This window comes from Micromonospora carbonacea (assembly GCF_014205165.1).
GTDB classification, from domain to species: Bacteria; Actinomycetota; Actinomycetes; order Mycobacteriales; family Micromonosporaceae; genus Micromonospora; species Micromonospora carbonacea.
Genome location: NZ_JACHMZ010000001.1, coordinates 2,721,843 through 2,746,521, shown reverse-complemented (window position 1 = coordinate 2,746,521; position 24,679 = coordinate 2,721,843). Strand labels below are relative to the sequence as shown.

The 24,679-nt window shown below is 76.3% G+C and carries 23 protein-coding genes and 1 pseudogene; 12 read left to right on the top strand and 12 right to left on the bottom strand.

Translation table 11 applies throughout. From position 1 onward, the window contains the following. Positions 1-31: 31 nt before the first annotated feature. On the top strand, positions 32-433 hold the full coding sequence (locus HDA31_RS11875; RefSeq protein WP_178065106.1) for a VOC family protein: 402 nt from the start codon (positions 32-34) through the stop codon (positions 431-433). Between the two features lie 91 nt (positions 434-524). Here the strand turns inward: HDA31_RS11875 and HDA31_RS11870 are convergent, their stop codons facing one another. The 5 genes from HDA31_RS11870 to HDA31_RS11850 all read right to left on the bottom strand — a co-directional run bounded on the left by HDA31_RS11870 (position 525) and on the right by HDA31_RS11850 (position 7,007). Further along, positions 525-1,205, bottom strand: coding sequence for a helix-turn-helix domain-containing protein (locus HDA31_RS11870; protein ID WP_178065105.1), 681 nt, complete (start codon positions 1,203-1,205; stop codon positions 525-527). A gap of 106 nt (positions 1,206-1,311) precedes the next feature. Then, a complete protein-coding gene (locus HDA31_RS11865) occupies positions 1,312-2,601 on the bottom strand; it encodes a bifunctional glycosyltransferase family 2/GtrA family protein (protein ID WP_178065104.1) in 1,290 nt (429 codons plus the stop codon). A gap of 4 nt (positions 2,602-2,605) precedes the next feature. Beyond that, positions 2,606-4,750: an ArnT family glycosyltransferase gene (locus HDA31_RS11860; RefSeq protein ID WP_178065103.1), complete on the bottom strand. Its 2,145-nt coding sequence runs from the start codon at positions 4,748-4,750 to the stop codon at positions 2,606-2,608. Between the two features lie 45 nt (positions 4,751-4,795). Further along, positions 4,796-6,289, bottom strand: a complete 1,494-nt coding sequence (locus HDA31_RS11855; RefSeq protein WP_178065102.1) for a sensor histidine kinase — start codon at positions 6,287-6,289, stop codon at positions 4,796-4,798. Beyond that, positions 6,267-7,007 (bottom strand): response regulator transcription factor, encoded by a 741-nt coding sequence (locus HDA31_RS11850; protein ID WP_141723685.1) that lies wholly within the window; start codon positions 7,005-7,007, stop codon positions 6,267-6,269. The genes HDA31_RS11855 and HDA31_RS11850 overlap by 23 nt, the downstream gene beginning before the upstream one ends. Before the next feature lie 163 nt (positions 7,008-7,170). Here HDA31_RS11850 and HDA31_RS11845 point away from each other — a divergent pair, with 163 nt between their 5' ends. The 4 genes from HDA31_RS11845 (at position 7,171) to HDA31_RS11830 (ending at position 10,686) form a co-directional block, all read left to right on the top strand. Further along, entirely contained in the window at positions 7,171-8,004 is an 834-nt protein-coding gene (locus HDA31_RS11845; RefSeq protein ID WP_178065101.1) for an FAD:protein FMN transferase, read from the top strand. 134 nt (positions 8,005-8,138) lie between these two features. Beyond that, positions 8,139-9,110, top strand: coding sequence for a serine/threonine-protein kinase (locus tag HDA31_RS11840; protein WP_178065100.1), 972 nt, complete (start codon positions 8,139-8,141; stop codon positions 9,108-9,110). Positions 9,111-9,121: 11 nt separating this feature from the next. Further along, on the top strand, positions 9,122-9,547 hold the full coding sequence (locus tag HDA31_RS11835; RefSeq protein WP_074473275.1) for an OsmC family protein: 426 nt from the start codon (positions 9,122-9,124) through the stop codon (positions 9,545-9,547). Positions 9,548-9,843: 296 nt separating this feature from the next. Beyond that, positions 9,844-10,686: a hypothetical protein gene (locus HDA31_RS11830; RefSeq protein WP_376701379.1), complete on the top strand. Its 843-nt coding sequence runs from the start codon at positions 9,844-9,846 to the stop codon at positions 10,684-10,686. Positions 10,687-10,692: 6 nt separating this feature from the next. Here the strand turns inward: HDA31_RS11830 and HDA31_RS11825 are convergent, their stop codons facing one another. From HDA31_RS11825 to HDA31_RS11805, 5 genes are all read right to left on the bottom strand, one after another. Beyond that, on the bottom strand, positions 10,693-11,229 hold the full coding sequence (locus tag HDA31_RS11825) for an ATPase (RefSeq protein WP_178065099.1): 537 nt from the start codon (positions 11,227-11,229) through the stop codon (positions 10,693-10,695). A gap of 167 nt (positions 11,230-11,396) precedes the next feature. Continuing rightward, positions 11,397-11,843 carry a response regulator gene (locus HDA31_RS11820; protein ID WP_074473272.1) on the bottom strand — a complete coding sequence of 149 codons (447 nt, stop codon included), beginning with the start codon at positions 11,841-11,843 and terminating at the stop codon, positions 11,397-11,399. A 68-nt stretch (positions 11,844-11,911) separates the two neighbouring features. Continuing rightward, complete coding sequence (locus HDA31_RS11815; protein ID WP_074473270.1) at positions 11,912-12,259, bottom strand: STAS domain-containing protein; 348 nt, start codon at positions 12,257-12,259, stop codon at positions 11,912-11,914. Between the two features lie 85 nt (positions 12,260-12,344). Continuing rightward, complete coding sequence (locus HDA31_RS11810) at positions 12,345-13,397, bottom strand: cobalamin B12-binding domain-containing protein (RefSeq protein ID WP_178065098.1); 1,053 nt, start codon at positions 13,395-13,397, stop codon at positions 12,345-12,347. Positions 13,398-13,523: 126 nt separating this feature from the next. After that, complete coding sequence (locus tag HDA31_RS11805) at positions 13,524-15,284, bottom strand: PP2C family protein-serine/threonine phosphatase (RefSeq protein WP_178065097.1); 1,761 nt, start codon at positions 15,282-15,284, stop codon at positions 13,524-13,526. Positions 15,285-15,508: 224 nt separating this feature from the next. Between HDA31_RS11805 and HDA31_RS11800 the strand changes: the two genes are divergently transcribed. The 6 genes and pseudogenes from HDA31_RS11800 (at position 15,509) to HDA31_RS11775 (ending at position 19,972) form a co-directional block, all read left to right on the top strand. Further along, positions 15,509-15,910: an STAS domain-containing protein gene (locus HDA31_RS11800; protein ID WP_246383896.1), complete on the top strand. Its 402-nt coding sequence runs from the start codon at positions 15,509-15,511 to the stop codon at positions 15,908-15,910. 46 nt (positions 15,911-15,956) lie between these two features. Then, the gene (locus HDA31_RS11795; RefSeq protein ID WP_178065096.1) at positions 15,957-16,310 is read left to right on the top strand and encodes an STAS domain-containing protein; all 354 of its coding nucleotides are present in this window, start codon (positions 15,957-15,959) and stop codon (positions 16,308-16,310) included. Between the two features lie 124 nt (positions 16,311-16,434). Continuing rightward, entirely contained in the window at positions 16,435-17,082 is a 648-nt protein-coding gene (locus HDA31_RS11790; RefSeq protein WP_178065095.1) for a maleylpyruvate isomerase family mycothiol-dependent enzyme, read from the top strand. Between the two features lie 210 nt (positions 17,083-17,292). Continuing rightward, positions 17,293-17,952, top strand: a pseudogene (locus tag HDA31_RS11785) (DUF2267 domain-containing protein); the annotation flags it as partial. Between the two features lie 85 nt (positions 17,953-18,037). Next, on the top strand, positions 18,038-18,829 hold the full coding sequence (locus HDA31_RS11780; RefSeq protein WP_178065093.1) for a spermidine synthase: 792 nt from the start codon (positions 18,038-18,040) through the stop codon (positions 18,827-18,829). 108 nt (positions 18,830-18,937) lie between these two features. Continuing rightward, on the top strand, positions 18,938-19,972 hold the full coding sequence (locus HDA31_RS11775) for an AI-2E family transporter (protein ID WP_178065092.1): 1,035 nt from the start codon (positions 18,938-18,940) through the stop codon (positions 19,970-19,972). 132 nt (positions 19,973-20,104) lie between these two features. Here HDA31_RS11775 and HDA31_RS11770 read toward each other — a convergent pair whose 3' ends face one another. Then, entirely contained in the window at positions 20,105-21,406 is a 1,302-nt protein-coding gene (locus tag HDA31_RS11770; protein WP_074473257.1) for an NAD(P)/FAD-dependent oxidoreductase, read from the bottom strand. A 98-nt stretch (positions 21,407-21,504) separates the two neighbouring features. Next, positions 21,505-23,181 carry an L-lactate permease gene (locus HDA31_RS11765; protein ID WP_178065091.1) on the bottom strand — a complete coding sequence of 559 codons (1,677 nt, stop codon included), beginning with the start codon at positions 23,179-23,181 and terminating at the stop codon, positions 21,505-21,507. Between the two features lie 163 nt (positions 23,182-23,344). Between HDA31_RS11765 and HDA31_RS11760 the strand changes: the two genes are divergently transcribed. Beyond that, on the top strand, positions 23,345-24,667 hold the full coding sequence (locus HDA31_RS11760) for an FAD-dependent oxidoreductase (RefSeq protein WP_178065090.1): 1,323 nt from the start codon (positions 23,345-23,347) through the stop codon (positions 24,665-24,667). The last annotated feature ends 12 nt before the right edge of the window (positions 24,668-24,679 follow it).

Genomic DNA, 24,679 nt, shown 5'->3' with positions numbered 1-24,679 from the left:
CCCACGTCGCCCCGGCCGTACGGTCGGCGGTATGACACCTCACTTCGACCTCGTCGGCACGACCGTCGCCGACATGGCCCGCACCCTCGACTTCTACCGCCGCCTGGGGCTGGACATCCCGGCCGGCGCGGAGGCCGAGCCGCACGTGGAGGTCACGTTGGACAACGGGCTGCGGCTGGCCTGGGACACGGTGGCGACGATCCGTTCCTTCGACCCGGGCTGGACGCCGCCGACCGGCTCGCCCCGGATGAGCCTGGCGTTCCGGTGCGCCGACCCGGCGGAGGTGGACCGCCGCTGGGCCGAGCTGACCGGGGCCGGGTTCCACGGCCACCTGCCGCCGTGGGACGCGGTCTGGGGCCAGCGGTACGCCGTCCTGCACGACCCCGAGGGCAACGGGGTGGACCTGTTCGCCCCGCTGCCGACGGCCGGCTGACCGGGCCGCCGCGCGCCGACGGCTGCGCGGGCCGGGGTAGCACGGCCGGGGCGGGGCGGAGCCGGACCCAAGCGGGGCGGGCCGGGGCGGCTCAGCCGCGCAGCAGGACGGCGGGCGGGACGCCGGCCAGGTCGCGCACGTCCCGGCTCAGGTGGGCCTGATCGGCGTAGCCGCCGACCGCGGCCACCTCGGCCAGCGGCGTGCCGGCCCGGGCCAGGGCGAGCGCCCGGCGCATCCGCAGGATGCGGGCAAGGGTCTTCGGGCCGTACCCGAACAGGGTCCGGCAGCGTCGGTGCAGCGCCCGGGGGGTCAGGCCGACCTCGGCGGCGGCCTCGGCGACCGGCCGCCCGGCGCCGAGCAGCCCGGCGACGCGCGCGCCCAGCGGGTCGGGTCCGCCGGCCGCGGCGAGCCGGTCGGCGACGAGCGCCGCCAGCCCGACGCCGGTGGGCCGCCCGCCCAACCGCTCGGCGGCCTCCCGGGCGGCCCGGCCCCACAACGACTCCAGCGGCACCCGGGCGTCGCGCAACGCGTCGGCGGGGACGCCGAAGACCGCCGGGCCGACGCCGGGCGGCAGCCGCAGCCCCAGCCACCGCTCCCCCGGCGCGGAGACGCTCAGGTGCGCCGTGCGGTCAGGGCCGGCGACCAGCAGCCCGGCGCGGCTGGACCAGAGCAGGTCGAGGCAGCCGTCGGGCAGCACCCGGCTCGGGGCGCCGTCGCTGGTGGCGGTCCACAGCACCGCGCCGGGCAGGGCCGCCGGCCGTTCCTGGTACATCCGCCCCAGCATGCCACGCCGCCGCCCCACCCCTGTCGCCGTGCCGCCGCCCGACGACCTGCGGCTCCTGCGCTGCTCACCCGGACGCGCGCCGGCCGGGTCCGCGTCAGGGCCCGGTGCCGTGGACGCGTTCCTGGCGCGCGGTGGCCGCCCCGGTGTCCGGCGACGACGGCCGGCGGTGGTGCATCGCGGCGCGCAGCAGCACGAAGCGCAGGGCCGTGGCCGCCAGGTTGGCCGCCACCAGCACCGTGAGCTCGACCGCGCGGGGCGGCACCGCCGCGACGGCGTGCAGGGCCGCCAGGGCGCCGCTGGTCAGCGCCAGGCCCAGGCCGAACGCCAGCAGGCCCTGCACGTGGTGGCGGCCGGCGTGCCGGCCCCCGCTGATGCCGAAGGTCAGCCGCCGGTTCGCCGCCGTGTTCGCCACGGCCGTCACCAGCAACGCCGTCAGGTTCGCCCACTGGGGGCCGAGCGCTCCCCGGGTGGCGACGAAGAGCACGAGGTACGCCAGCGTGCTCGCCACCCCCACCGCGGCGAACCGGACGAGCTGGCGGGGCAGCCCGACGGGCACCCGCGCCGGCGGCGCGGCGAGGGGGGCCCGGCCGAGCTGCGCGCGCAGCTCCGCCAGGGGCAGCGTCCCGGTCAGCAGGGCCCGGCCCAGCCGCCCGATGCCCCGCAGGTCGGCCAGGGCGGTGGCGACGATGTCCACCCGGCTGTCCGGGTCGTCCACCCAGTCGACCGGCACCTCGTGGATGCGCAGCCCGGCCCGCTGCGCCAGCACCAGCAGCTCGGTGTCGAAGAACCACCCGGTGTCGCGCACCAGCGGCAGCAGCCCGGCGGCCACGTCCGCGCGGATCGCCTTGAACCCGCACTGGGCGTCGGAGAAGCTCACCGCGAGGGTGCCGCGCAGCAGCAGGTTGTAGCCGCGCGAGATGACCTCCCGCTTCGCACCCCGCACGACCCGGGAGGTGCGGGCCAGCCGGGTGCCGATCGCCAGGTCGGAGTGGCCGGAGATGAGCGGCGCGACCAGCGGCAGCAGCGCGGCCAGGTCGGTGGAGAGGTCCACGTCCATGTACGCCAGGACCGGCGCGTCCGACGCCGACCAGGCCGCCCGCAACGCCCGGCCGCGACCCTTGGCGTCCAGGTGCCGCACCGTGACCTGCGGCAGCTCGGCGGCGAGGGCGTCGGCCACGGCCAGGGTGCCGTCGGTGCTGGCGTTGTCGGCGACGGTGATCCGGAACGGGTACGGGAAGTGCGCGGTGAGGTGCGCGTGCAGCCGCCGCACGCAGGGCCCGAGGTCGGCTTCCTCGTTGTGGACGGGGATCACCACGTCGAGCACCGCGGGCGGGGCGGCGACGCGGGCGTCCACGGTGGGGCGCGGCTCGGTGGATGCGGTCATCGGTTCAGCCCTCCTGTCCGGTGGTCAGGTCGTAGACGGTGACGCCGTCGACGGTCGTCGCCTCGAACGTCTCGGCGACCCAGGTGGCGATCTCCTGCGAGGCGGAGCTGCCGCCGTTGGCGCGGAACCCGCTGCCGCCGACGAAGTAGTGGATCTTCCCTTCGGCCACGTACCGCTGGAACTGCGCGAGCGTCGGGGACGGGTCGCTGCCGTTGAACCCGCCGATCGACATGACCGGTTCGCCCGTGGCGAGCTGGTAGCCGGAGGCGTTCTGGGAGCCGATGGTGGCCGCCACCCAGGTGTAGTCGACGGCGTTGGCCTCCAGCAGGGCGCGCAGCTCGGCGCTGGGCTCCCGGGAGTCGAGCAGGCCACCCATGCCGCCGCCGGCGGCGCGACCCTCGCCGGCTACGGCGGGCAGCTGCCCGCCGTCGCGCCCCTGGCCACCGCCGATCTGGCCCCGGCCGCCGTTCTGGCCTTGGCCGCCGCCGGGGAAGCCCGGGAACTGACCGCCCGGTCCCTGGGTACCGCCGGGGAAGGCGGGAGGCTGGCCGCCCGGCGCGTGCTGGCCGCCGTCGCGCATCCGGCCACCGCCGGGGAAGCCGCCCCGGCCCGGGCCGGAGCCGCCCTCCACCGCAGGGCCGGCGCTGGGGATCGACCCGGTGTGCGGGGTCGCGGCGGTCTGGATCGAGTACGCCACCGGGCCGGCGAGCGCCGCCGTCGCGCCCAGCGCCATGAGCACCGGCACGGCCCGGCGGGCCAGCCGGTCGGCGACGACCAGCAGCACCGCCGCGGCCAGGCCGCCGGCCAGCACTGCCGTGCGCAGCCAGGGGTACCAGTCGGGGCTGCGGCCGAGCAACCGCCACGACCACCAGGCGGTGACGGCGAGGGCCGCGGCCAGGGTGACGGTCGCCGCGAGCGCCTGCCAGCGGGGCACGCCCGCCGTCCGGCGCTGCCACAGCAGGGTGACGCCGATGCCGACGAGCGCGCCCACGGCCGGGGCCAGCGCCACCGAGTAGTACGCGTGGAAGATCCCGGACATGAAGCTGAAGACGACGCCGGTGACCAGGAGCCAGCCGCCCCACAGCAGCAGCCCGGCCCGCCTGCGGTCGGTGCGCGCCGCCCGCCCGGCCAGCAGCAGGCCGGCGACCAGCAGGATCAGCGCGGCCGGCAGCAGCCAGGAGATCTGTCCGCCGTTCTCGGTGTCGAACAGCCGGCCGAGCCCGGTCTGTCCGGACGCCGGCCCGCGCCCGCCGACGCTGCCCTCCTCCGCGCCGGTGATCCGGCCCAGCCCGTTGTAGCCGAGGGTCAGCTCCAGGATGCTGTTGCCCTGCGAGCCGCCGACGTACGGGCGGGCGCTGGCGGGCACCAGCTCGACGATCGCCACCCACCAGCCGGCGGCCAGCACGACGCCGAGGCCGGCGGCCAGCACCTGCCGTACCCGCCGCCAGAAGCCGGTGGGCGCGGCCAGCAGGTACACCCCCGCGAAGACCGGGATCACCAGGAACGCCTGGAGCATCTTGGTGAGGAAGCCGAAGCCGACCAACGCTCCCGCGAGGACGATCCACCGGGTGCTGGCGGTCTCCACCGCCCGGACGGTGGCGTACGCGGCGCCGATCAGCAGCAGCACGAGCAGGGCGTCGGGGTTGTTGAAGCGGAACATCAGCGTCGCCACCGGGGTGACGGCGAGGACCGCGCCGGCGATCAGGCCGGCCGCCGGGCCGTGCCAGCGGCGGACGGTGGCGAACAGCACGCCGACGGAGGCGACGCCGAGCAGGGCCTGCGGGACGAGGATCGCCCAGCTGTTCAGGCCGAAGACGCGCACCGACAGCGCCATCAGCCACAGCGACGCCGGGGTCTTGTCGACGGTGATCGAGTTCGCCGCGTCCGACGAGCCGTAGAAGAACGCCTTCCAGCTCTGCGAGCCGGCCTGGGCGGCGGCCGAGTAGAACGAGTTGGCCCAGCCGGACGCGCCCAGCCCCCACAGGTAGAGCAGCGCGGTGGCCAGCAGCAGGGCCGCCAGCGCCGGGCGTACCCAGGCGGGGTTGGGCCGCCCGCGCGCCGGCGGGCCGGCATCGGCCGTGGCGGCCGTCGGCGTGGGGCCGGTCGGCGCCGGCGCGGGCAGGGTCAGCAGGCTCTCTGTCTTGTCCATGCCGGCCACTCTGCGCGACCCCACTGGCGACGGGCCGTGGGCGGCCTATGCGGTGGCTGTGGGGTCCGTGAACGCCGGCAACACGACGGTGAACGTCGTGCGACCGGGGCGGCTGGACACCTCGACCCGGCCGTGGTGGGCGTCCACCACGGCGGCCACGATGGCCAGCCCCAGGCCGGTGCTGCCGTGGGCGCGCGAGCGGGAGCTGTCGCCCCGGGCGAAGCGTTCGAAGACCTCGCCCTGCAGTTCGGGCGGGATGCCGGGGCCGTCGTCGGTGACGGTGAGCGCGACCCCGTCGGGCTCGGCGGCGAGCCGGGCGGTGACGGTCGTGCCGGGCGGGGTGTGCACCCGGGCGTTGGCCAGCAGGTTCGCCACCACCTGGTGCAGCCGGGCGGCGTCGCCCGGCACCAGCAGCTCCGCCTCGGGCAGGTCGAGCTGCCAGCGGTGCTCGGGGCCGGCGACGTGGGCGTCGCTGACCGCGTCGACGACGAGGACGGTCAGGTCCACCGGCTCGACGGCGAGGGGCCGGCCGGAGTCGAGCCGGGCCAGCAGCAGCAGGTCGTCGACGAGGCTGGTCATCCGGGTGCTCTCCGACTCGACCCGGCGCAGCGCGTGCGCCACGTCCGGCGGGACGCGGTCGCGGCCCCGGCGGGCGACCTCGGCGTAGCCCCGGATGGCGGCGAGGGGGGTGCGCAGCTCGTGGCTGGCGTCGGCGACGAACTGGCGTACCCGCGTCTCGCTGGCCTGCCGGGCGGCGAGCGCGGCGGCGACGTGCCCGAGCATCCGGTTGAGCGCGCCGCCGACCTGGCCGACCTCGGTGCGCGGGTCGGTGTCGGCGGCCGGCACCCGCACCGACAGGGCCACCTCGCCCCGGTCCAGGGGCAGCTCGGTGACGCGGGTGGCGGTGGCGGCGACCCGGCGCAGCGGGCGCAGGGTGGCCTGGACGATGAGCGCGCCGAGGCTGCCGGCGACGAGCAGGCCGGCGGCGGCGACGCCGGCCTGGGCCAGCACCATCCACCAGACCGTCTCCTCGACGCCCGCCAGCGGCAGGGCGAAGACCAGGGTCTGCCCGTCGACGTACTGGCGGGCCATCGCCCGGTAGTCACCCCGCTCGCCGAGGTCGACGGTGCGGGGGCGGCCGTCGGGCGTGAGCCCGGCCAGCGGGGCGGCCGCGTCGGTGGCGAGCTGCTCGGTCGCGCCGGCCACGGTGCGGGTGCTCGCCGACTGGATGCGGCCGTCGACGACCCGGGCGGCGATCGAGCCGTCCGGGAGGCCGGGCGGCAGCTCGACGGGACGCTGCGACGACGGGGGCGGGTTGGTGAACCACGGTGGCCGGTCCCCGCCGCGCCGACGCTGGTCGAAGGTGAGCTGGTCGTCGACCTGGGCGATCAGGAAGTGGTGCAGCGCCACCGTGGTCAGCGCGCCGATGCCGACGCTGACGAAGGCGAGCAGCGCCACCACGGTCACCACCAGCCGGGTGCGCAGGGACCAGCCGGCCAGCCAGCGGCGCGCCCGGTCAGTCCGCGGGTTTGAGGACATACCCCGCGCCGCGCAGCGTGTGGATCATCGGCGCCCGCCCGACGTCGATCTTCTTCCGCAGGTACGAGATGTAGAGCTCGACGACGTTGGCCTGCCCGCCGAAGTCGTAGTTCCAGACGTGGTCGAGGATCTGCGCCTTGCTCAGCACCCGGCGGGGGTTGCGCATGAGGTAGCGCAGCAGCTCGAACTCGGTGGCCGTGAGGGTGATCAACTGGTCGCCGCGGCGCACCTCGTGGCTGTCCTCGTCGAGGCTGAGGTCGCCGACGGTCAGCACGGCGTCCTCCCGGGTGGCGATCGCGAAGCCCGAGCGGCGCAGCAGCGCCCGCAGGCGGGCGATCACCTCCTCCAGGCTGAACGGCTTGGTGACGTAGTCGTCGCCGCCGACGGTGAGCCCGGCGATGCGCTCCTCCACCGCGTCGCGGGCGGTGAGGAAGAGCACCGGCACGGTCGGGGTGTGCTCGCGCAGCCGGCGCAGCACCTGGAAGCCGTCGAGGTCGGGCAGCATCACGTCGAGCACCACCGCGTCGGGTTGGAACTGGCGGGCGGTGCTCAGCGCCGCCATCCCGTTGCCGGCGGTGCGGACCTGCCAGCCCTCGTAGCGCAGGGCCATGGAGAGCAGGTCGGTGAGCGTGGGCTCGTCGTCGACCACCAGCACCCGGACGGGTTCGCCGTCCGGTCGGCGCAGCTCGATGCGGCCCTGCGCGGCCTGCCCCTCCATGACCATGCCCCCCATCGTGGGCACGCCCGCTGTGCCCCACCCCAGCAGATCCTGTGTAGCAGCTGTGCGACTCGGCCGGGGCCCGATCGGGGCCCGCCGGCGCACAGCACGGGCACAGCGGCGCCCCAACCCCGGTCCAGCCAGGGTCGGCAGGCTGCTCGGCATGGACAGGGAACCGGGCCACACCTGGGAGAGCCGCTGGACGCACCGGGGACGGCCGGTGCGGGTGGCGGCGACCGACCGGCACGCGCTGCCGGCGGCCCGCCGGGAGCTGACACTGCTGCTGGCCGGCCTGCGTCGCGGCGAGGCCGCGCTGGGCCGGGCGCTGCGGGCCGCCGGCCGGCCGGTGCCGGTCGGCCCGCTGCTGCGGGACCTCGTCGGCGTCGCGCTCGACGCGGCCGAGGCCAGCGACGGGGCGGTGGACCCCACGGTCGAGGCGGCCCGGCTGCGCCGCCGACCCTCGCCGGGGCTGGTGCCCGCCTGCGGTGGCGGCGCGCCGGCCGGGCCGCCCCCGGTGGCGAACTGGCGGGCGGTGACGCTCGCCGGGGACCTGCTGGCCCTGCCGCCGACCCTGCCGCTGGGCCTGGCCGCCACGGCGACCGCCCAGCTCGCGCGGCGCTCCGCGCACCGGGTCGCGGCCCGCACCGGCGCGGGGGTGCTGGTCGGCGTCGGGAACCGGGTCGCCGTCGCCGGCCCCGCCCCGGCGGACGGCTGGCCGGTCGCCACCGGCGGGCGGATCGTCGCGCTCACCGGCGGTGGCCTGGCCACGGCCGACGTGCGGGTCGACGGTGGCGTGCTGGACCCCCGCACGGGCGCGCCGCCGGTCTCGCCGTGGGCGTCGGTCACGGTGGTCGCCCCGGACGCGGTCCGCGCCGCGACGCTCGCCGTCGGGGCGCTCGCCCACGGCCCGCACGGCCCGGACTGGCTCGCCGAGCGGATCGGCGACGGTGCCGCCTACCCGACGCCGGGCCGCGCGACGGCGGTCCTGGTCCGTTGACGGGGCGGCCGGCGGCCGGGGCGGTTCCCGCCGGGGCGACACCCCCGGCGGTTTGCCCAGCTCGGGAGCCGGGTATCGGGGCAGGCAGCGCCGCCGGCGACGGGCGGCGTCGGGCGAGCGACGAGGAGCGGTCGATGAGGACGCTGGACGGGCGGTACCAGCTCGAACAGCGCATCGGCGTCGGCGGGATGTCCGAGGTGTGGCGGGCCCACGACGCCGTGCTGGACCGGCCGGTCGCGGTGAAGCTCATCTCCCCCGGGCACGACGAGGTCCCGGTCGAGCGGATCCGGGCCGAGGCCCGCTCGGCGGCCCGGCTGGTGCACCCGAACGTGGCCAGCGTGCACGACTTCGGCACGGCCCCGGCCCTGTTGGGCCGGCCGGCGCCGTACATCGTGATGGAGCTGGCCGAGGGCGAGACCCTGGCGGCGCACCTGCGCGCCGGGCCGCTGGACTGGCGCATCGCGGTCCGCGTCTGCGCCGAGATCGCCGCGGCGCTGGCCGCCGCCCACGCGCACGGGATCGTCCACCGGGACGTGAAGCCGGCCAACGTCATCCTCACCCCGTGCGGGGTGAAGGTCCTGGACTTCGGCATCGCCACCCCGGCCGGCGCGCCGGACGAGACGCCGGCCGGCATCGTGGTGGGCACCCCCGCCTACCTGGCTCCCGAGCAGCTCGACCGGCAGCCGGCCACCCCGGCCGCCGACATGTACGCCCTCGGGGTGCTGCTGCACTACTGCCTCGCCGGGCGGCTGCCGTACCCGGCCGACAGCACCAGCGAGCTGCTGGGGGCGCGCCGCCGGCGACCGGCCGAGCCGCTGCCGCCGATCGACGGCCTGCCGGCGGAGGTGGCCGGGCTGTGCCGGCAGCTGATGGCCGACGATCCGGCGCGGCGGCCGAGCAGCCTGATGGCGGCGCTGCTGCTGGCCGAGGCGGTCGACGCCCGGGTGTACGTGCCGATGCTCGCCACGGTCCCGCCGAGGCAGCGCGGCGACGCCGGGGTGTCCCCGTGGACCCGGGAGGCGGCGGCCGAGGCGACCCAGGCGGCGACGGTGGGCGGGCGCCCCGGTTTCGCCGGACGCGCGTCGGGTAGCCGGGCGGGTGACTGAGGGGGGACGTCATGCCGGATCCGAGTTCCTGGCTGCACGAGGCCACCGCCACCGCCGAGGGCGGCCACGTCCGCACCGACGACGGCGGGCTGTCCACCGCGCTGGCCTCCCCGCTGGCGCCGCACTGCACGGGGCTGACGCCGGAGCAGCTGCTGGCGGCGGCGTTCGCGTCCTGCCTGCACCACGCCGCGGTGGAGGCGGCCGGGCAGATCACCGACGAGGCGCACACGGTGCAGGTGCGCGCGGAGGCGAGGCTGGGGCGCGACGACGACGGGCGCTACCGCGCCGACGTGCACGCCTCGATCTCCTCCGCCGGGCTGAGCCGGCAGCAGCTCGCCGAGCTGGTCGCGTACGCCGACCGGTTGTGGCCGTTCTCCAGTGGCGACAACAGCCGGCACCGGCTGACGGTCACGCCCGCCGACAACGGGCGCGGCTGACCACGGGCGCGAACGCCGGGTGCCGCGCCGGTCGCCCCGGGTGGACTCGCCCGGTCGGGCATCGGCCCATCGCCCGAACGCCCGAGCCGGGCGTCGCCAGGCGACCGCGCGGCACACCCGCCGACCCCATCCCTTTCCCTGCACTGAATCGGTAATACCGCAAATAAGCCATTGGCGGTGTCTATCCGGGTTTCGGACCTTCTCGGCGTGCTCGTCCGAGTGGAGAACCGCAAAATGTGACGCATGCCACCAACCACCCCGGTGGCAGGGCGCGGTCGACTATCTAGCCTCGGCGGGTGCGTCCCTACGACTTCGCCGAACCGCAGCAGGCCCACGACCGACCGGGTGGCCGACCGGCCGACACCGCCCCCACCGAACGGGTGGCGGGCCGGCACCGGCGTCCCGAGCCGCCCCGGCGCACGCTGCTGAGGTCCACGCCGGTGCGTGCGGCGCTGGTCACCGGGGTGAGCTGCTGCCTCGGCGTCGCCGCGTTCGCCGGGGCCCGCCAGGCCGACGACCCCGCGGAGCCGGTCCAGGACGCCCTCGCCGACCGGGCCGCGGCCGCCGCCGAGGCCGAGCAGCGCGCCTCCCGCTCCCTCGACCGCTCCCCGGCGGCCCCGGTGACCGTCCCGCCCAGCCCGACGGCGAAGCCCAGCCCGAGCGCCACCCGCAAGCCGAAGCCGAAGCCCGTCAGGCCGGCGCGCCCCCGGCCCGTCGCCGGGCTCAACCAGCTCCAGATGGACAACGCGAAGACCATCGTCGACGTGGGCCGGGACATGAAGCTGCCCCGCCGGGGCCTCGTCGTCGCGGTGGCCACCGCCATGCAGGAGAGCAACCTGCACAACCTGGCCAGCGACGTGCTCCCCGAGTCCGCGAACTACCCGCACCAGGGCAGCGGCTCCGACCACGACTCGGTCGGGCTGTTCCAGCAGCGCCCGAGCAGCGGCTGGGGCACCGTGCGGGACCTGATGCGCCCCGCGTACGCGGCCCGCGCCTTCTACGAGGCACTGCTGGAGGTGCCCGGCTGGGAGGAGATGAGCGTGACCGCCGCCGCCCAGGCCGTGCAGATCTCGGCCTTCCCCGACGCGTACGCGCAGCACGAGGAGCGGGCCACCACGGTCGTGGCGGCGCTGACCTGAGCCGGCTCAGGCGACCCGGCTGCCCCAGTCGCCCGGGGGCTCGACGTCGAGGCCGGCGGCGACCCGGGTCGTCGGCACCCCGGCGCTCGGCACCGCCGCCGCGGCCGTGGGCGTGTCCGCCGCCACGACCGGCCCGGCGAGGATCCCGTCCACCCGGGCCTCGCGGCGACGGCGCGCGGCCAGGGCCGCCTCGAAGTCCCGGCGGGCGCTCAGCGCATCGGCATACACCTGCTCGCGCACGCGCCGGGCCTCCTCGCGGGCCGCGTCCAGCTCGAACCGGGCCTGCGCCAGGATCTCGGCGGCCTCCCGCTCGACGTCGCCCAGCGCCGCCCGCGCGCCGTCGGCCCCGGCGGCCAGCTCGGGCCGATGCTCGACCAGCTCGCACAGGCGGGTCGCCTCGTCCCGGAACCGGTCCCAGTCCCGGCCCGCCCCCGCCGCGCCCTCCGCGCACGCCGCCAGCCGGCTCAACCGGACCGCGAGCTGATCGAGACAGGCGTCGACCTGCCGCCGGTCGTAGCCGAACTCCACGACGGAGAACCTCATGCTGTCGCCCCCCAGGCCGCCGGTGTTTCTTCCCCACCTGAGATCCTCGGCGGCGCGGGCGGGCGACGCGGGCGTTCGGGAAAAATGTTCAGCATCCGAGCGGCGACGCCCCGAGCGGGCGTCGGCCCGGGGGTGCGGGGTGGGGCGTCAGCCCGGGGCGCGGGCCGTCAGACCCGCTTGGGCAGCACCACGACACGGCCGAAGAACTCGTCGATGCGGCGCACCACGTCGTTGAAGTCGTCCAGGTCGATCGGCTTGGTCACGTACGCGTTGGCCTGGAGGGTGTAGCTGCCCACGATGTCGGTGTCGGCGTTGGAGGTGGTGAGCACCACGATCGGGATGGTCCGCAGGTCGTCGTCCTGCTTGACCTCGCCGAGCACCTGCCGCCCGTCCATCCGGGGCATGTTCAGGTCGAGCAGGATCACGTCCGGCCGGTGGGCCTCGGTGTGCCGGCCGGTCCGACGCAGGAACTCCATCGCCTCCTGGCCGTCGCTGACCACGTCGATCACCTTGTCGACGTCGGAGTCGGCGAGGGCCTCCTCGATCATCAGGACGTCGCCCGGGTCGTCGTCGACCACGAGGATACGGACGGGGCCGGGGGTGCTTCCAGCCATGGGAACCTGCCTCGGATTGACACGGACGGCGACCTCGCGATCGCCTGCTGGCGGGGAAATCTAGCCCATCACGGAGCGGACCGCGCCGTCGGGTGGCCCGTGTCGGGAGGGTAGCCCAGCACCTCCGCCAGCCCTGTCAACCGCAGCACCCGCTCGACCCGGCCGGTCGCGCCGGTGACCCGCAACCACCCGCCCCGGGCGGTGGCCCGGTTGTCGCCCCGGACGAAGGCGGCGATGCCGGTGGAGTCGCAGAAGGTCAGCTCGGCGAGGTCGACCAACAGGTGCCGTTCCCCCTGCTCGGTGAGCCGGTCGAGCACCGCCGTGAGCTCCGGCGCGGTGCTCATGTCGAGCTCGCCGGCGAGTCGCAGGAACGCCCCGCCGCCGTCCCGCTGGGCGTACGTGACGGTGAACGTCAACGTGGTCCCTCTCGCTTCACCGCAGCCGAATGCTTGCAGTGGAGCAAGTATAAGCAGGGTTGCGCCGGACCCCGGCAGGCCGTGGTCACCGCGCCGAGGCCCCGGCCCGCTGGTCGAGCAGCGTCAGCCCGGCGCCCAGGAATCCCGCCGCGCGCGGGAAGTCCCGCAGCGCACCCGCGAAGTGGCCGAGGGTGAGGGCGATCGCCCCGGCGGGCACCCCCCGACTGACCAGGATGCCGGTCAGCCACTCGACGAACTCGGTGAACAGCGTGCCGTCGTCGACGAAGACGGCGGCGGCGAGGAAGTCCACGATGTGGCCGAGGTCGCTGACGGTCGAGTCGAGCTGGACCGCGTCGTACTCGCGTACCCCCGGCACCCGCCCCGCACGCAGGTCGGCCAGGGCGCTGTCGATCAGCGCGGCCCGCCGCTTGACGAGGCTCGGGTACTCGTCGTCGGCGAGGTGGGCCAGGTCGGCCGGGGGGACCCGGCGCAGGGCCCGCTCGTCGGCGACCAGGTCGGCGGCCCCCGGCGCGTCGGGCGCCCACGCCACCCCGAGCCGGCGGGCCCACCGCCCGTCCCCGCCGAAGCCGCGCCCGCCGACCACCACCGGCACGTCGGAGCGGCGGCACGCCTCGACCATGCGGTGCGCGTGCGGCAGCCGCATCGGCAACGCGCAGGCCAACGCCACGGCGTGCGCGTCGTGCCGGTGCAGGTACGACACCAGGTGCGCCGCCGGGACGCTGGCCCCGAGGAACGTGACCTGCCAGCCGCGCAGCCGCAGCACCTCGGCGACCAGCCGGGGCGGCAGGGAGTGCCACTCGCCGTCCATACAGGCCACCACGATCCGGCCCCGGGTGGGACGCGGGTCGACCCGGGCCGCGACGGCCGCCACCACCCGCTCGCTGATGTGGGTGGCCGCGTGCTCCTGGGCGACGCTCCACGCGTTGCTCGCCCACCGCAGGCCCACCTCGACCTGCGCGGGCGCCACCAGCTCCAGCAGCACCCGTTCGGCCGGCACCCCGGCGTCGACCAGCCCGAGGGCGGTCTCGATCGCCGCGTACTCGTCGGCGGACTCCAACGCCAGCAGGAAGCCGGGACAGGCGTCGGCCGGAGAGCCGACGGCGGCGGGGACGGTCACGCGGTGCTCTCCTTCGGTCGGCTGGCCGGCGGGCTGGATGGCGGTCGGGCGGGGGCGGTGGGCCGGGGCGGCGGTGGGGCGGGGGCGGTCGGGCGAGGTGACGATGCGGCCGGGGCGGCGGGGCGCTCAGGGGCGTGGGCGGGTGGTCTCAGGCAGCGTCGGCACCGCGTGCAGGTGCCGGGCCGGGCGGCTCTGCGGCCCGGTCGCCCGCAGCGCGAGCACCGCTATGTCGTCGTGGTCGCCGTGGGCCAGCCAGTCGCAGGTCACCTGCTCCACGCGTTCGGCCAGGGCCGGGGCGGGCATCCGGTGGCAGCCGCCGAGCGCGTGCAGCAGCCGGTCGGCGCCGAACTGCTCGTCGCCGCGCCGGCCGCCCCGGGCCTCGGTCACCCCGTCGCTGTAGAGCAGGCACGTCTCGCCCGGCGCCAGCTCGACGGTCACCTCCCCGATGCGCGGGTCGGGCACCACCCCGATCAACATGCCCCTCAGGGCGACCGTCTCCACCTCGCCGGAGGAGCGCAGCACCAGCGGCGGCAGGTGGCCGCCGCCGGACATGGCCAGGGTCAGGCCGCCGTCGCGCCGGGGGCGCACCACCCCGAGCACCATGGTCGCGAAGCGGCCCTGCCCGTGCGCCAGGGTGGTCTCCAGGAGCGCGTCGTTGAGCAGCCGCAGCAGCCGGGCGGGGTGCGACTCCACCCGGTGCAGCGCCTGTAGGCACTGGCGCAGCTGGCCGGTGAAGACGGCCGCCTCGACGCCCTTGCCGGAGACGTCGCCGAGGAAGAACACCGCGCCGCCGTCGGGCAGCCGGTGTGAACCGTAGAAGTCGCCGCCGATGCGCAGCCCCGCCTGCGCCGGCCGGTAGGCCGTGCCCCACTGCACGCCGGGCACCTCGGCCGGCTCCACCGGCAGCAGGCTGGCCTGGAGGGTGTCGGCGACCTCGGCCTGGTCGCGGTAGAGCACGGCGGTGGTGAGCGCCGCGCCCGCCCGGGCCGCGAACGCGCGGACCAGGTCGACGTCGGCCTCGTCGTAGTAGCGGGCCGAGCGCCGGGCGACGAGCAGCGCGCCCGCCGGCAGGTCCCGGCCGGGCAGCGGCACCACGCGCACGCTCACGTCGACGGCGTCCAGGCCGGGCAGCCAGCCCGCCTCGACCGCCTGCTCGACCAGCCAGTCCAGCGTGTGCGGCTCGCCGCCGGCGAGCCCCTCGTCGATGGCCGCCGGCAGGTCGACGGCGTCGAGCACGCCGCTGTCCACGCTCGGCGTCTCGTCGTCGGTCCGGGCGGCCCGCCACCAGCGGGCCCGGCCGGAGCGCGGGGCGAGCACCAGCACGGCCACCTCGGCGATGGCCGGCACGGCGAGCCGGACCACGGCCGCGGCCGCCCGGTCGGGGTGCAGCGGGTTGCCGAGCTTCTCCCCCACCACGGCCAGGAAGGCCGAGCGGGCCCGCTCGGCCAGCAGCGCGTCGGCCCGGGTGACGCTCTCGGTGACGTCCTCGACGTAGTGGCAGCTCCGGGCGGCGGACAGCGGCACCTCGCGGACGCGCAGCCGGCGGCCCCGGTGGCCGAACTCGCCACCGACCGGCGGCGTACGCAGGCCCGCCACCCCGGACGCGGCGAGCAGCTCGCCGACGGTCACCTCGGGCAGCAGCCGCTCGGCGACCGGGCTCAGCTGGCGCACCACGCCGTCGGCGTCGCAGACGATCAGGCCCTCGCGGAAGTGCTCGACGACCTCCGCCCAGTCGGGCGCGGGCGGCCCCCGGTCGGGGGCCAGGGGCGGCAGCGCGGCGGGCGGACGCACCGGAACGTCGGCGGACCAAGCCGGAGCCCGGGCGGCACTCGGCGTGGAGATCCGTCCGTCGCCCGGGTCCCAGTCCCTGACGTCGGCAGCAGTCACCAGCTGAGCCCCACTCCCTCTCGACACCCGGCCGACACCCGCGGGCTGCCGGAAACGGCGTATGTGGTCCAATCTCCTCACCCCACCCTACGCCGGTCCGCCGGCACCGCCACCCCACGCTGCCCTGAGCTGCCGAATCGCTCTCGACAGGCGGCATCGGCCGGGGATTGTTACGATCCGAGACGAACCTGCCCCGACCGGCAGCCCTGCGGAAAGGCGTGATCGTGGCACCCCAGGGGAGGAAACCCGAGGCGACCCCGCTGACCATGTCCGTCGATGCGAGCGATCCCGGCGCGCCCCTCATCCGGGTCGGCGGTGACCTCGCCTTCACCACCGCCGCGCCGCTGCGGCACGAGGTGGACCGGCAGCTCGCCGAGCGTCCGCCGGTGCTCGTGCTCGACTTCGCCGACCTGCAGTTCATCGACAGCACCGGGCTGTCGGTGATCGTGCACGCCTGGCGGGAGGGGCAGCAGAGCGGCACCATCCTGCGGCTGCGCTCGACGCCCCGCTTCCTGGCGACCATCCTCGACATGACCGGCGTCACCGGGCTGCTCGCCCGCCCGCTGCCCGGCGGCGAGCAGTCCGCCGGAGCGTCCGGTGCGCACCGGTCGGCGGCGTCCGCCTGAAACCCCCCGGCGTTTGTCGATCACCGTAGGCTGGGAACATGGAGACATGCCAGCCCCGCTGTTGACCATCGAGGTGAGCCGGCTCGCCGCCGGGCGCGCCCGGCTTCGGCTGGCCGGCGAGCTGGACTACGACACCGCGCCGGAGCTGGTGGAGGCCGCCGAGGGGGTGCGCCGCGACGGCTGCGCCGAGCTGGAGATCGACCTCGGCGGGATCACCCTCTGCGACTCCTCCGGCCTGAGCGCGCTCGTGGTGATCCACCGCAACGGCACCGGGCCGGTCCGGTTGACCGGCACGAGCGGCCAGCTGCAACAGCTGCTCGACCGCACGGGCCTCGCCGAGGTGCTCGCCACCGGGCATGGCTCGTCAGCCGCCGCCGACGCCGCGAGCGGCACGGGCTGACGCACTTTCTTGATCACCGGGGCCGGGCGAGGCGGGACAGGCACGAGGCAGGGCGGTCGCGATCAGTTTGGCATCGGCGCGGAGTCTTCCCTGAAGCCGACTGGCCCGTGATCCCGGAGGTTCCATGTCTGACACCCTGGCCCGAGAGGCCCTGTGGGCCCTCGCGCACGCCGAGCGTGCCGCGCTCGCCGACGATCTCGCCGCGCTCGACGCGGCGCAGTGGGCCTCCCGGTCGCTGTGCGATCGATGGACGGTGGAGGAGGTGGTCGCCCACCTCACGGCAGCGGCGAGCGTCGGCCGGGCACGCTGGGTGGCCAGTGTGCTGGGCGCCCGGTTCGACTTCGATCGGCACAACGACCGACGCCTGGCCGAGCACCGGGGCGCCGGCCCGGCCGAGACCCTGGCGCGGTTCCGGCGGGTCGTCGACAGCACCACGTCCACCTTCGGCCCGACGCAGGCGTGGCTCGGTGAGGTGATCGTGCACGCCCAGGACATCCGGCGTCCCCTCGGCCTCGACCGTACGCCGCGGGTCGAGGCCGTCACACCCGTCGCCCGGTGTTACGCCCGACGGGACTTCACCGTCGCCGGGCGCAGCGCCATCGAAGGGCTGCGGGTCGAGGCGACCGACGGGCCCTTCGCCACCGGTACCGGGCCGCTGGTCAGCGGCACCACGCTGGCGTTGACCATGGCGATGGCCGGCCGGGCCGCGTACTGCGACGACCTCACCGGGCCCGGCGTGACCACCCTGCGGACACGATGCGTCACCGCCTGAGGCCGAATCGATCGGCATGTGGGCCACAAGGGGGCGGAGCCGGCGTGTGGGGCGGTCCGCGCGCCGCCCGGTTTCGCCGCCCCTGGGTTCCGTATCCACCGCTGCCCGGAGCTGGCGGTTCCGGGGCCGTTTCGGGTCCGACCGGGCCGGGAACGCGACCGCCGAGACAGGAGACGGAGACAGCGGACCGGAGAAGGAGCGAGGTGTGTCATGCGCAAGCAGATGGAGGGGGACAACCAGCGCCGCCGGGCACTCGCACGTCAGGCCCGGGAGCGCGGCCGCCAGGCCAGCGAGACCGGTGCGAGCCTGAGCGCCTCCAAGCAGCTCACCCACCTTGACCAGGGCAAGAGGGCCGGGCCGCCGCCGGCGGGACGGCACAAGCCGGACAGCACCCGGGGCGGTCCCGCGCCGCCGCCCACCACTCGGCCCCGGCCCGAGCGTGGCCCCGGCGCGACGCCGCGGACCGAGCGTGGCCCCGGCGCGACGCCGGCGACGACCGGGATCGGCTACCGGGAGCTGGTCGACGACGTGGGCCGTCGGGCAGGTGTCGACTTCGACACGGCGAAGGTCGCGGCCGAGGCGACGGTGCTCGCCCTGGCCTGGGCGCTGGACCAGGGGGCGCGGGAGCGGCTGCTCCAGGCGGTGCCCGTGAAGCTGCACGACGTGGTGCCCGTCGACGGCATCGAACGCCACCGGGACCTGCCGGGCTTCGTCGGCGAGGTCGCCCGGATCAGCGGGCGTACCCCGGAACAGGCCCGGCGGCAGGCGGAGGCGACGCTCGCCGCGCTGGCCGACCACGACGGCGACCTCGTCGCCGCGCTGCACGTACCGGACGGGCTGCGCGACCTGCTCGGCCCGACGGCCGGCGGTTGAGCGCGCGGGCCGGCGGGCCCTCGCGCCCGCCGGCCCGGCCGGCGGCTTCGGTGCCGGTGTGCCCGCCGGCTACGGTGCCGGGATGCACTCCGCCGCCGACGGGCCGCAACTCGTGACCGACCCGGCCCGCCGCACCGGGCGCACCCTGCTCGCCGGGGGCGTCGCCCAGTCCTACGTCGACGTCGCCGACCCCCGCCACCTGCACTTCGAGTACGTCCGCCGGATGGCCGCCGTGGTCGATCTCGCCGCGCCGCCCGGCGCACCGGTCGACGCGCTGCACCTCGGCGGGGGCGCGCTGACCCTGCCCCGCTACGTCGGGGCGACCCGGCCCGGCTCGGCCCAGCTGGTGGTGGAGCGCGATCCGGCCGTCGTCGAGCTGGTCCGCCGGGAACTTCCCGCGCCACCGCCGGGGGTACGCGTCGACGTCGCCGACGCCCGCGCGGCGGTGCAGGCGGCCCCGGCGCAGGCGTACGACCTGGTCCTCACCGACGTCTACCGGGCCGCCCGGATGCCGGGGCACGTGGCCAGCGTCGAGTTCGCCGCCGAGGCCGCCCGGGTGCTGCGCCCCGACGGGATCCTCCTGGTCAACGTCACCGACCTGCCGCCGCTGGTGTTCACCCGCGCCCGGGTGGCCACCCTGCGGGCCGCGTTCGCCGACGTCTGCCTGCTCGCCGACCGGCGGATGCTGCGCGGGCGGCGCTACGGGAACCTGGTGCTCGCCGCCGCGCGCCGGCCGGGCCGGCTGCCGGTGGGCCGGCTGGCGACGCGCGCGGCCCGCGACCCGGTGCCGGGGCAGGTGCTGCACGGCGCGGCCCTCGACCGGTTCGTCGCCGGGGCGCGTCCGGGCACGGACACGTCCCTCGGCGTCGGGTGACCGAGACCCGGGTGGCGGGCAAGGGCTGCCGGGCGGAACGGGGCAGCACGGTGCGAAGCGGACGCCGGGTCCGGGTTTCCGGAGCGCCGGCCGGGGTAGCCGCGCCCGATGAGGAACGCCGAGGACCGGGCGACCGCCCGGCGGGCGGCCATCGTCATCGGCCTGGTGCTGGCGACCCTGGTCGTGCTGGCCCTGGCCTGGGCCACCCGGCGGGTGCTGACCTGGACGGTCGTCGCCGTCTTCTTCGCCATCGCGCTGAAACCGCCCGTCGACGCCCTGCAGCGCCGCCTCGTACGCCGTCGCACGGTGGCCACGCTGCTGGTCTTCGTGGCCGCGTTCGGCCTGCTCGCCGCGCTGGTGGCGGGAATCGTCCTGCCGCTGCTGGACGAGCTGGGGCGCGCGGCCGACCGGGCGCCGGACGTGCTGCGGGAGACCCGGGCCGGCCGGGGGCCGTTCGGCGAGGCGCTCGAACGGCTGCGGCTGCGGCAGTACGTGGTGGGCCACTCGGCGCAGGTGCAGCAGTACGGCAACCGGCTGCGCGATCCCACGGTGGGGCTGGTCCGCAGCGTGCTGGAGACCCTCGCCGGGCTGGTCACCGTGGTCGTGCTGGCGTACCTGATGGTGCTGGAGGCCCCGAAGATGATCTCGGCGGGGCTGGGGTGGCTCGGCGACGGGCCCGCGTCGCGGGCGCGCCGGGTCGGTTGGGGCGTCTCCCGGGTGGTCACCGGCTACCTGAGCGGGAACCTGCTGATCAGCGTGATCTGCGGGGCGTTGACGTTCCTGGTGCTCGTCCTGACCGGGGTGCCGTTCGCCGGGGTGATCGCGCTGCTGGTGGCGGTCGCCGACCTGGTGCCGCTGGTGGGCGCGACCATCGGCGCCGTCCTCGCCGGGGGCGCCGGCTTCCTGCACTCCCCCACCGCCGGCATCGTGGTGCTGGTCTTCTTCGTGGTCTACCAGCAGGTGGAGAACCACCTGCTGCAACCGCTGATCATGTCGCGGGCGGTCCGGTTGAACCCGCTCACCGTCCTGGTCAGCGTGCTGTTCGCGGCGGAGCTGGCCGGGCTGGCCGGCGCGCTGCTGGCCATCCCCGTCGTCGGCGTGGGGCAGGTGCTGCTGCGCGAGTTCGCCCCGCGCCGGGGTTAGGTGCAAGCAGGGGTGGGTGCAAGGAAGGGCCCCTTGTTAACGCTTTCGGTAGAGAAGGGGCCCCTTCTCACGGCCGAGCCCGCGCCCGGCCGCCGGCGAACGGGCGCGGCGCGAACGGGCGCGGGCGGTCCGTCAGCGGCGGTAGGCCGGAACCTCCGGCGACGAGCTCTCCAGCGGCACCGCGTTGGCCGGCACCAGGCCGAGCTGCACCGCCGGGCGGGGCAGGGCGGCGTCGAGCAGCCAGTCCGCCCCGACCCGGGCCCGGTTGCCCGGCATCGCCAGCAGGTGGTAGCCCCGGGTGACGGCCTTGGCCGGCAGGCCGGCCAGCGAGACCTTCAGCGGGTTCGCCGCCGCGTCCCTGCCGCCGAGGTCGACCACCCAGCCCAGGTCGTGATGCTTGTACGGGCGACGCCGGCCCTGCCCGTAGGAGGCCGCGATGTTGTGGGCCACCAGCCTGCCCTGCCGCTGGGCGTGCTGGGCCGTCATCGTGCAGATCTTCCCGGGCTGCGTCAGGTCGGGCACCGCCGCCGCGTCCCCGCAGGCGTACACCTCGGGGAAGCCGGGCACGGTGAGGTACTCGTCCACCACGAGCCGGCCCTTCTCGGTACGCAGGCCCAGCTCGGCGACGAACGGGTCGGGGCGCACGCCGACGCACCAAACGAGGCTGCACGTGGGCACGTACTCCCCGTCGGTGAGCATCACCCCGTCGGGGGTGGCCTCCGACACGGAGACGCCCATTCGCACGTCGACGCCGCGCCGCCGCAGCACCCGGTCGGCGGTGCGGGACATCCGCTCGTCGAGCTCCGGCAGCACCCGGGGGGCCACGTCGAGCAGCATCCAGCGGGGCCGGACGTCGAGGTGCGGCCGCTGGGCGACCAGCCGGTCGGTGAACAACTGCCCGTGGGCGGCGACCTCCGTGCCGGTGTAGCCGGCGCCGACGACCACGAACGTGGTGCGCGCCCGCTGCTCGGCGGGGTCGTCGGTCAGCTCCGCCAGCTCGATCTGGCGGACCACGTGGTCGTGCAGGTAGAGCGCCTCGGGCAGGCCGCGGAACCCGTGGGCGTACTCGGTCACGCCGGGGATGGGCAGCAGCTTGTTGACGCTGCCGACGGCGAGCACCAGCCGGTCGTACGCGAGCCGGCCGCCGTCGCCCTCCGGCATCCGGTAGCCGACCCAGCGGTTCTGCAGGTCGACCCGGTCGGCCTCGCCGACGACCACCCGCACCCCGTCGAGGGTGCCGCTGAGCGGCACGCTGAGCCGCCCGGGTTCGACCACGCCGGCGGCCACCTCGGGCAGCAGCGGCAGGTAGAGGAAGTAGTCGGTCGAGTTCAGCAGCACGATCTCGGCCTTGTTGCGGGCGGTCCGGCTCAACGTCTTCGCCGCGTGGTAACCGGCGAATCCGGCCCCCACGATCACCACACGAGGTTTCGTCATGACGGGTGCCGTTCCCGCCCTGGCCGGGGACAAACGTGCCGGGACGCACCGTCGGGCACCGGGAGCCGGCCGGGCGACGGTCGACGCGGACGACGCCGTCAGGGCACCATCCAGGACAGCAGCGGCGTGGCCTGAAGCCCCACCAGCAGGCACATCAGGGCGAGCAGCAGCACGCTCCAGCCGAACATCCGGCGGAACAGGTCGCCCTCCCGGCCGGTGAGGCCGACGGCCGCGGCGGCGATGGTGAGGTTCTGCAGGCTGATCATCTTTCCCAGTGTGCCGCCGGAGGCGTTGGCGGCGGCGAGCAGGACCGGGTCGAGGCCGGCCCGCTGCGCCGCCGCGACCTGGAGCGCGCCGAACAGCGAGTTCGACGACGTGTCCGAGCCGGTCAGGGCGACTCCGAGCCAGCCGAGGACGGGGGCCAGGACGGCGAACAGGGTGCCCGCGCCGGCCATCCAGACGCCGAGGGTGGCGATCTGCCCGGACGCGTTCATCGTGAACGACAGCGCCAGCAGGCCGACCACCGTCAGCACGGCCCAGCGCAGCTCGTACAGGGTGCGCCCGTAGAGCCGCCCGGCCTCGCGCGGGGAGACCCGCAGCAGCGCCATCGTGACCAGGCCGGCCACCAGCAGCAGCGAGCCGGGCGCGGCGAGCCAGGCGAAGCGGAAGGTCGACAGGGGCGACGGGGCGCCGGCGGCGGTGAGCACGTGCAGGCCGGGCCAGGAGACGGCGAGCGTGCCGGCGTCCAGCAGGCGCTTGACGGCCGGCACCTGGGAGACGGCGAAGACCGCCACGATGGTGACGTAGGGCGCGTACGCCAGCCACGCCCGGCCGGGCGCCGACGTGCCGCCCTCCGGCGGGCCCTGCGGCGACCCGGCGGGCCCCGCTCCGCCCGCCGGCGACGCGGCGGACCCCGACGACGCGGCGCGCTCTGGCGGGCCGTCACCGGCCGGTGCGGGCACCGGCCGGCGGGCCCGGCGGGTGACGAGCAGCAGGACGCCCGCCCCCGCGAAGGCGGCGACGATGTCGGCGAGCGCGGCCGTCAGGAAGTTCGTGGTGGCGAACTGGGCCAGCGCGAACGCGACGCCGCAGGCCAGCGCCGGACGCCACAGCTCCCGCAGCCCCCGGCGGCCGTCGACGACGAGGAGCAGCACCAGCGGGACGAGGACCGCCACCACGGGGACCTGCCGGCCGGCCATCATGCCCAGCTCCGTCGCGGGCAGCCCGGTCACCCCGGAAAGGGTGGTGATCGGCAGCCCGAGCGGCCCGAACGCGGCCGGCACCGTGTTGGCGACCAGCGCCACGGTGGCCGCCCGGACCGGGGTGAACCCGAGGGCCAGCAGCATGACCGTGGTGACGGCCACCGGCGTGCCCTGGCCGGCGAGCGCCTCCAGCAGCGACCCGAAGCAGAACGCGATCACCATGGCCTGCACGCGTCGGTCGTCGCTGATCCGGGCGAAGCCGCGCCGCAGCGTGTCGAAGTGTCCCGTGTGCACGGTCATCCGGTAGATCCAGATCGCCGTGCCGAACGTCCACACCAGGGGGAAGATCGCGAACGTCGCGCCCTGCCCGGCGGCCAGCAGCGTCTGCGCCAGCGGCATCCGCCACAGCGCCCACGCCAGGACGACCGCCACGGCCAGCGCGCCGAACGCCGCCACCCAGGCGCGGGTACGCGCGACCCCGAGCAGGAGGAACAGGGTGAGCAGGGGCAGCGCGGCGCAGGCGGCGCTCAGCGCGAGCGAGCCGGCCACCGGTTGCAGGGGCTGCTGGTACATCGAGACCACCTCGGGTGCGACGCCCCCCGGTCCCGGCGGCGTGGAGTTGGGCTCATCCCATCCAAGATCCGCGCACGCCGCTTCTTCGAGGTTGCCCTGCCGCCGGGCCGGTTGCGCAAGCTCGAAGAGGACGGCTCCGCCCCGGGCCGGCTACCGTCGCGGCATGAGCCGAGCGGGCACCGCCGTGGTGCTGGGCGCGAGCATGGCCGGGCTGATCGCCGCCCGGGTGCTCAGCGACGCGTACGACAGCGTCACGCTCGTCGACCGCGACGCGCTGCCCGACGCCGTCGCGCACCGGCGCGGGGTGCCCCAGTCGCGGCAACTGCACGTGCTGCTGGCCCGGGGCCGGGCGGCGCTCGACGAGCTGTTCGACGGCCTCAGCGACGAGCTGCACGCCGCCGGCGCGCCGCTGGTCGACCTCAACGGGCAGGTGCACTGGTGCAACGACGGCCACCTGATGCGCCGGTCCGCGTCCGACCTGGTCGGGGTGGGCGTGAGCCGCCCCCTGCTGGAGCGCACGGTGCGGGCCCGGGTGGAGCGGCTGGCCAACGTCCACTTCCGCCCGCCCGCGGAGGCGACCGCCCTGTGCGCCTCCGACGACCGCCGCCGGATCACCGGGGTCCTGCTGACGCCGCGCGGCGGGGCGGCGTACCGGCTCGACGCCGACCTGGTGGTCGACGCCTGCGGCCGGGCGTCGCGCAGCCCGGCGTGGCTGGCCGCGCTCGGCTACCCGGCCCCGGTCGAGCAGCGGGTCACCGTCGACGTCACCTACGTCACCCGCACCTACGAGCGCGACCCCCGCCACCTCGACGGCCTACTCGGCGCGTTGACCAACGCCGTACCGGGACGCCCGCGCACCGGCATCGTCGCCGCCCAGGAGGACGGCCGCTTCGCGGTGGCGCTGAGCGGGGTGCTCGGCGAGCAGCCGCCGCTGGACGACGAGGGCTACGCCCGGTTCGCCGAGTCGCTGGGCCAGCCGCTGATCAGCCAGGTGGTGCGCGAGGCCGTCCCGGTGGGCGGGCCGGCGCTGATGCGCTACCCGGCGAGCGTGCGGCGGCGTTACGAGCGGCTGCGCCGCTTCCCCGACGGGTTCCTGGTGTTCGGCGACGCCCTGTGCAGCTTCAACCCCGTCTACGGTCAGGGCATGACGGTCGCGGCCGGCGAGGGCCTGCTGCTGCGGCGGCTGCTGGCCGGCGACCGACGCCGGTTGCGGCGACGGTTCTTCCGGGGCGCCGGCCAGCTCATCGACGGGCCGTGGTCCATCGCGGTCGGCACGGACCTGCGGTTCCCCGGGGTCGCCGGGCGGCGCACGCCGCGGGTCCGGCTCATCAACGCGTACGTGCACCGGCTGCACGCGGCGGCGCGCACCGACGCGGTCCTGGGCACCGCGTTCCTGCGGGTGCTCAACCTCGTCGACCCGCCGCACCGGCTGCTGCGGCCGGCGATCGTGGCCCGGGTGCTGCGGGGCGGCACCCGGACCGGGTGAACGTCGGACCGG

Excerpts from the sequence above, each read along its gene's own strand:
- HDA31_RS11855 (WP_178065102.1), bottom strand. The coding sequence starts at position 6,289 with ATGTCCTCAAACCCGCGGACTGACCGGGCGCGCCGCTGGCTGGCCGGC.
- HDA31_RS11820 (WP_074473272.1), bottom strand. The coding sequence starts at position 11,843 with ATGGCTGGAAGCACCCCCGGCCCCGTCCGTATCCTCGTGGTCGACGAC.
- HDA31_RS11765 (WP_178065091.1), bottom strand. The coding sequence starts at position 23,181 with ATGTACCAGCAGCCCCTGCAACCGGTGGCCGGCTCGCTCGCGCTGAGC.
- HDA31_RS11870 (WP_178065105.1), bottom strand. The coding sequence starts at position 1,205 with ATGTACCAGGAACGGCCGGCGGCCCTGCCCGGCGCGGTGCTGTGGACC.
- HDA31_RS11825 (WP_178065099.1), bottom strand. The coding sequence starts at position 11,229 with ATGAGGTTCTCCGTCGTGGAGTTCGGCTACGACCGGCGGCAGGTCGAC.
- HDA31_RS11795 (WP_178065096.1), top strand. The coding sequence starts at position 15,957 with ATGCCAGCCCCGCTGTTGACCATCGAGGTGAGCCGGCTCGCCGCCGGG.
- HDA31_RS11840 (WP_178065100.1), top strand. The coding sequence starts at position 8,139 with ATGAGGACGCTGGACGGGCGGTACCAGCTCGAACAGCGCATCGGCGTC.
- HDA31_RS11775 (WP_178065092.1), top strand. The coding sequence starts at position 18,938 with ATGAGGAACGCCGAGGACCGGGCGACCGCCCGGCGGGCGGCCATCGTC.
- HDA31_RS11790 (WP_178065095.1), top strand. The coding sequence starts at position 16,435 with ATGTCTGACACCCTGGCCCGAGAGGCCCTGTGGGCCCTCGCGCACGCC.
- HDA31_RS11875 (WP_178065106.1), top strand. The coding sequence starts at position 32 with ATGACACCTCACTTCGACCTCGTCGGCACGACCGTCGCCGACATGGCC.
- HDA31_RS11835 (WP_074473275.1), top strand. The coding sequence starts at position 9,122 with ATGCCGGATCCGAGTTCCTGGCTGCACGAGGCCACCGCCACCGCCGAG.
- HDA31_RS11860 (WP_178065103.1), bottom strand. The coding sequence starts at position 4,750 with ATGGACAAGACAGAGAGCCTGCTGACCCTGCCCGCGCCGGCGCCGACC.
- HDA31_RS11845 (WP_178065101.1), top strand. The coding sequence starts at position 7,171 with ATGGACAGGGAACCGGGCCACACCTGGGAGAGCCGCTGGACGCACCGG.
- HDA31_RS11770 (WP_074473257.1), bottom strand. The coding sequence starts at position 21,406 with ATGACGAAACCTCGTGTGGTGATCGTGGGGGCCGGATTCGCCGGTTAC.
- HDA31_RS11780 (WP_178065093.1), top strand. The coding sequence starts at position 18,038 with ATGCACTCCGCCGCCGACGGGCCGCAACTCGTGACCGACCCGGCCCGC.
- HDA31_RS11865 (WP_178065104.1), bottom strand. The coding sequence starts at position 2,601 with ATGACCGCATCCACCGAGCCGCGCCCCACCGTGGACGCCCGCGTCGCC.
- HDA31_RS11850 (WP_141723685.1), bottom strand. The coding sequence starts at position 7,007 with ATGGAGGGGCAGGCCGCGCAGGGCCGCATCGAGCTGCGCCGACCGGAC.
- HDA31_RS11760 (WP_178065090.1), top strand. The coding sequence starts at position 23,345 with ATGAGCCGAGCGGGCACCGCCGTGGTGCTGGGCGCGAGCATGGCCGGG.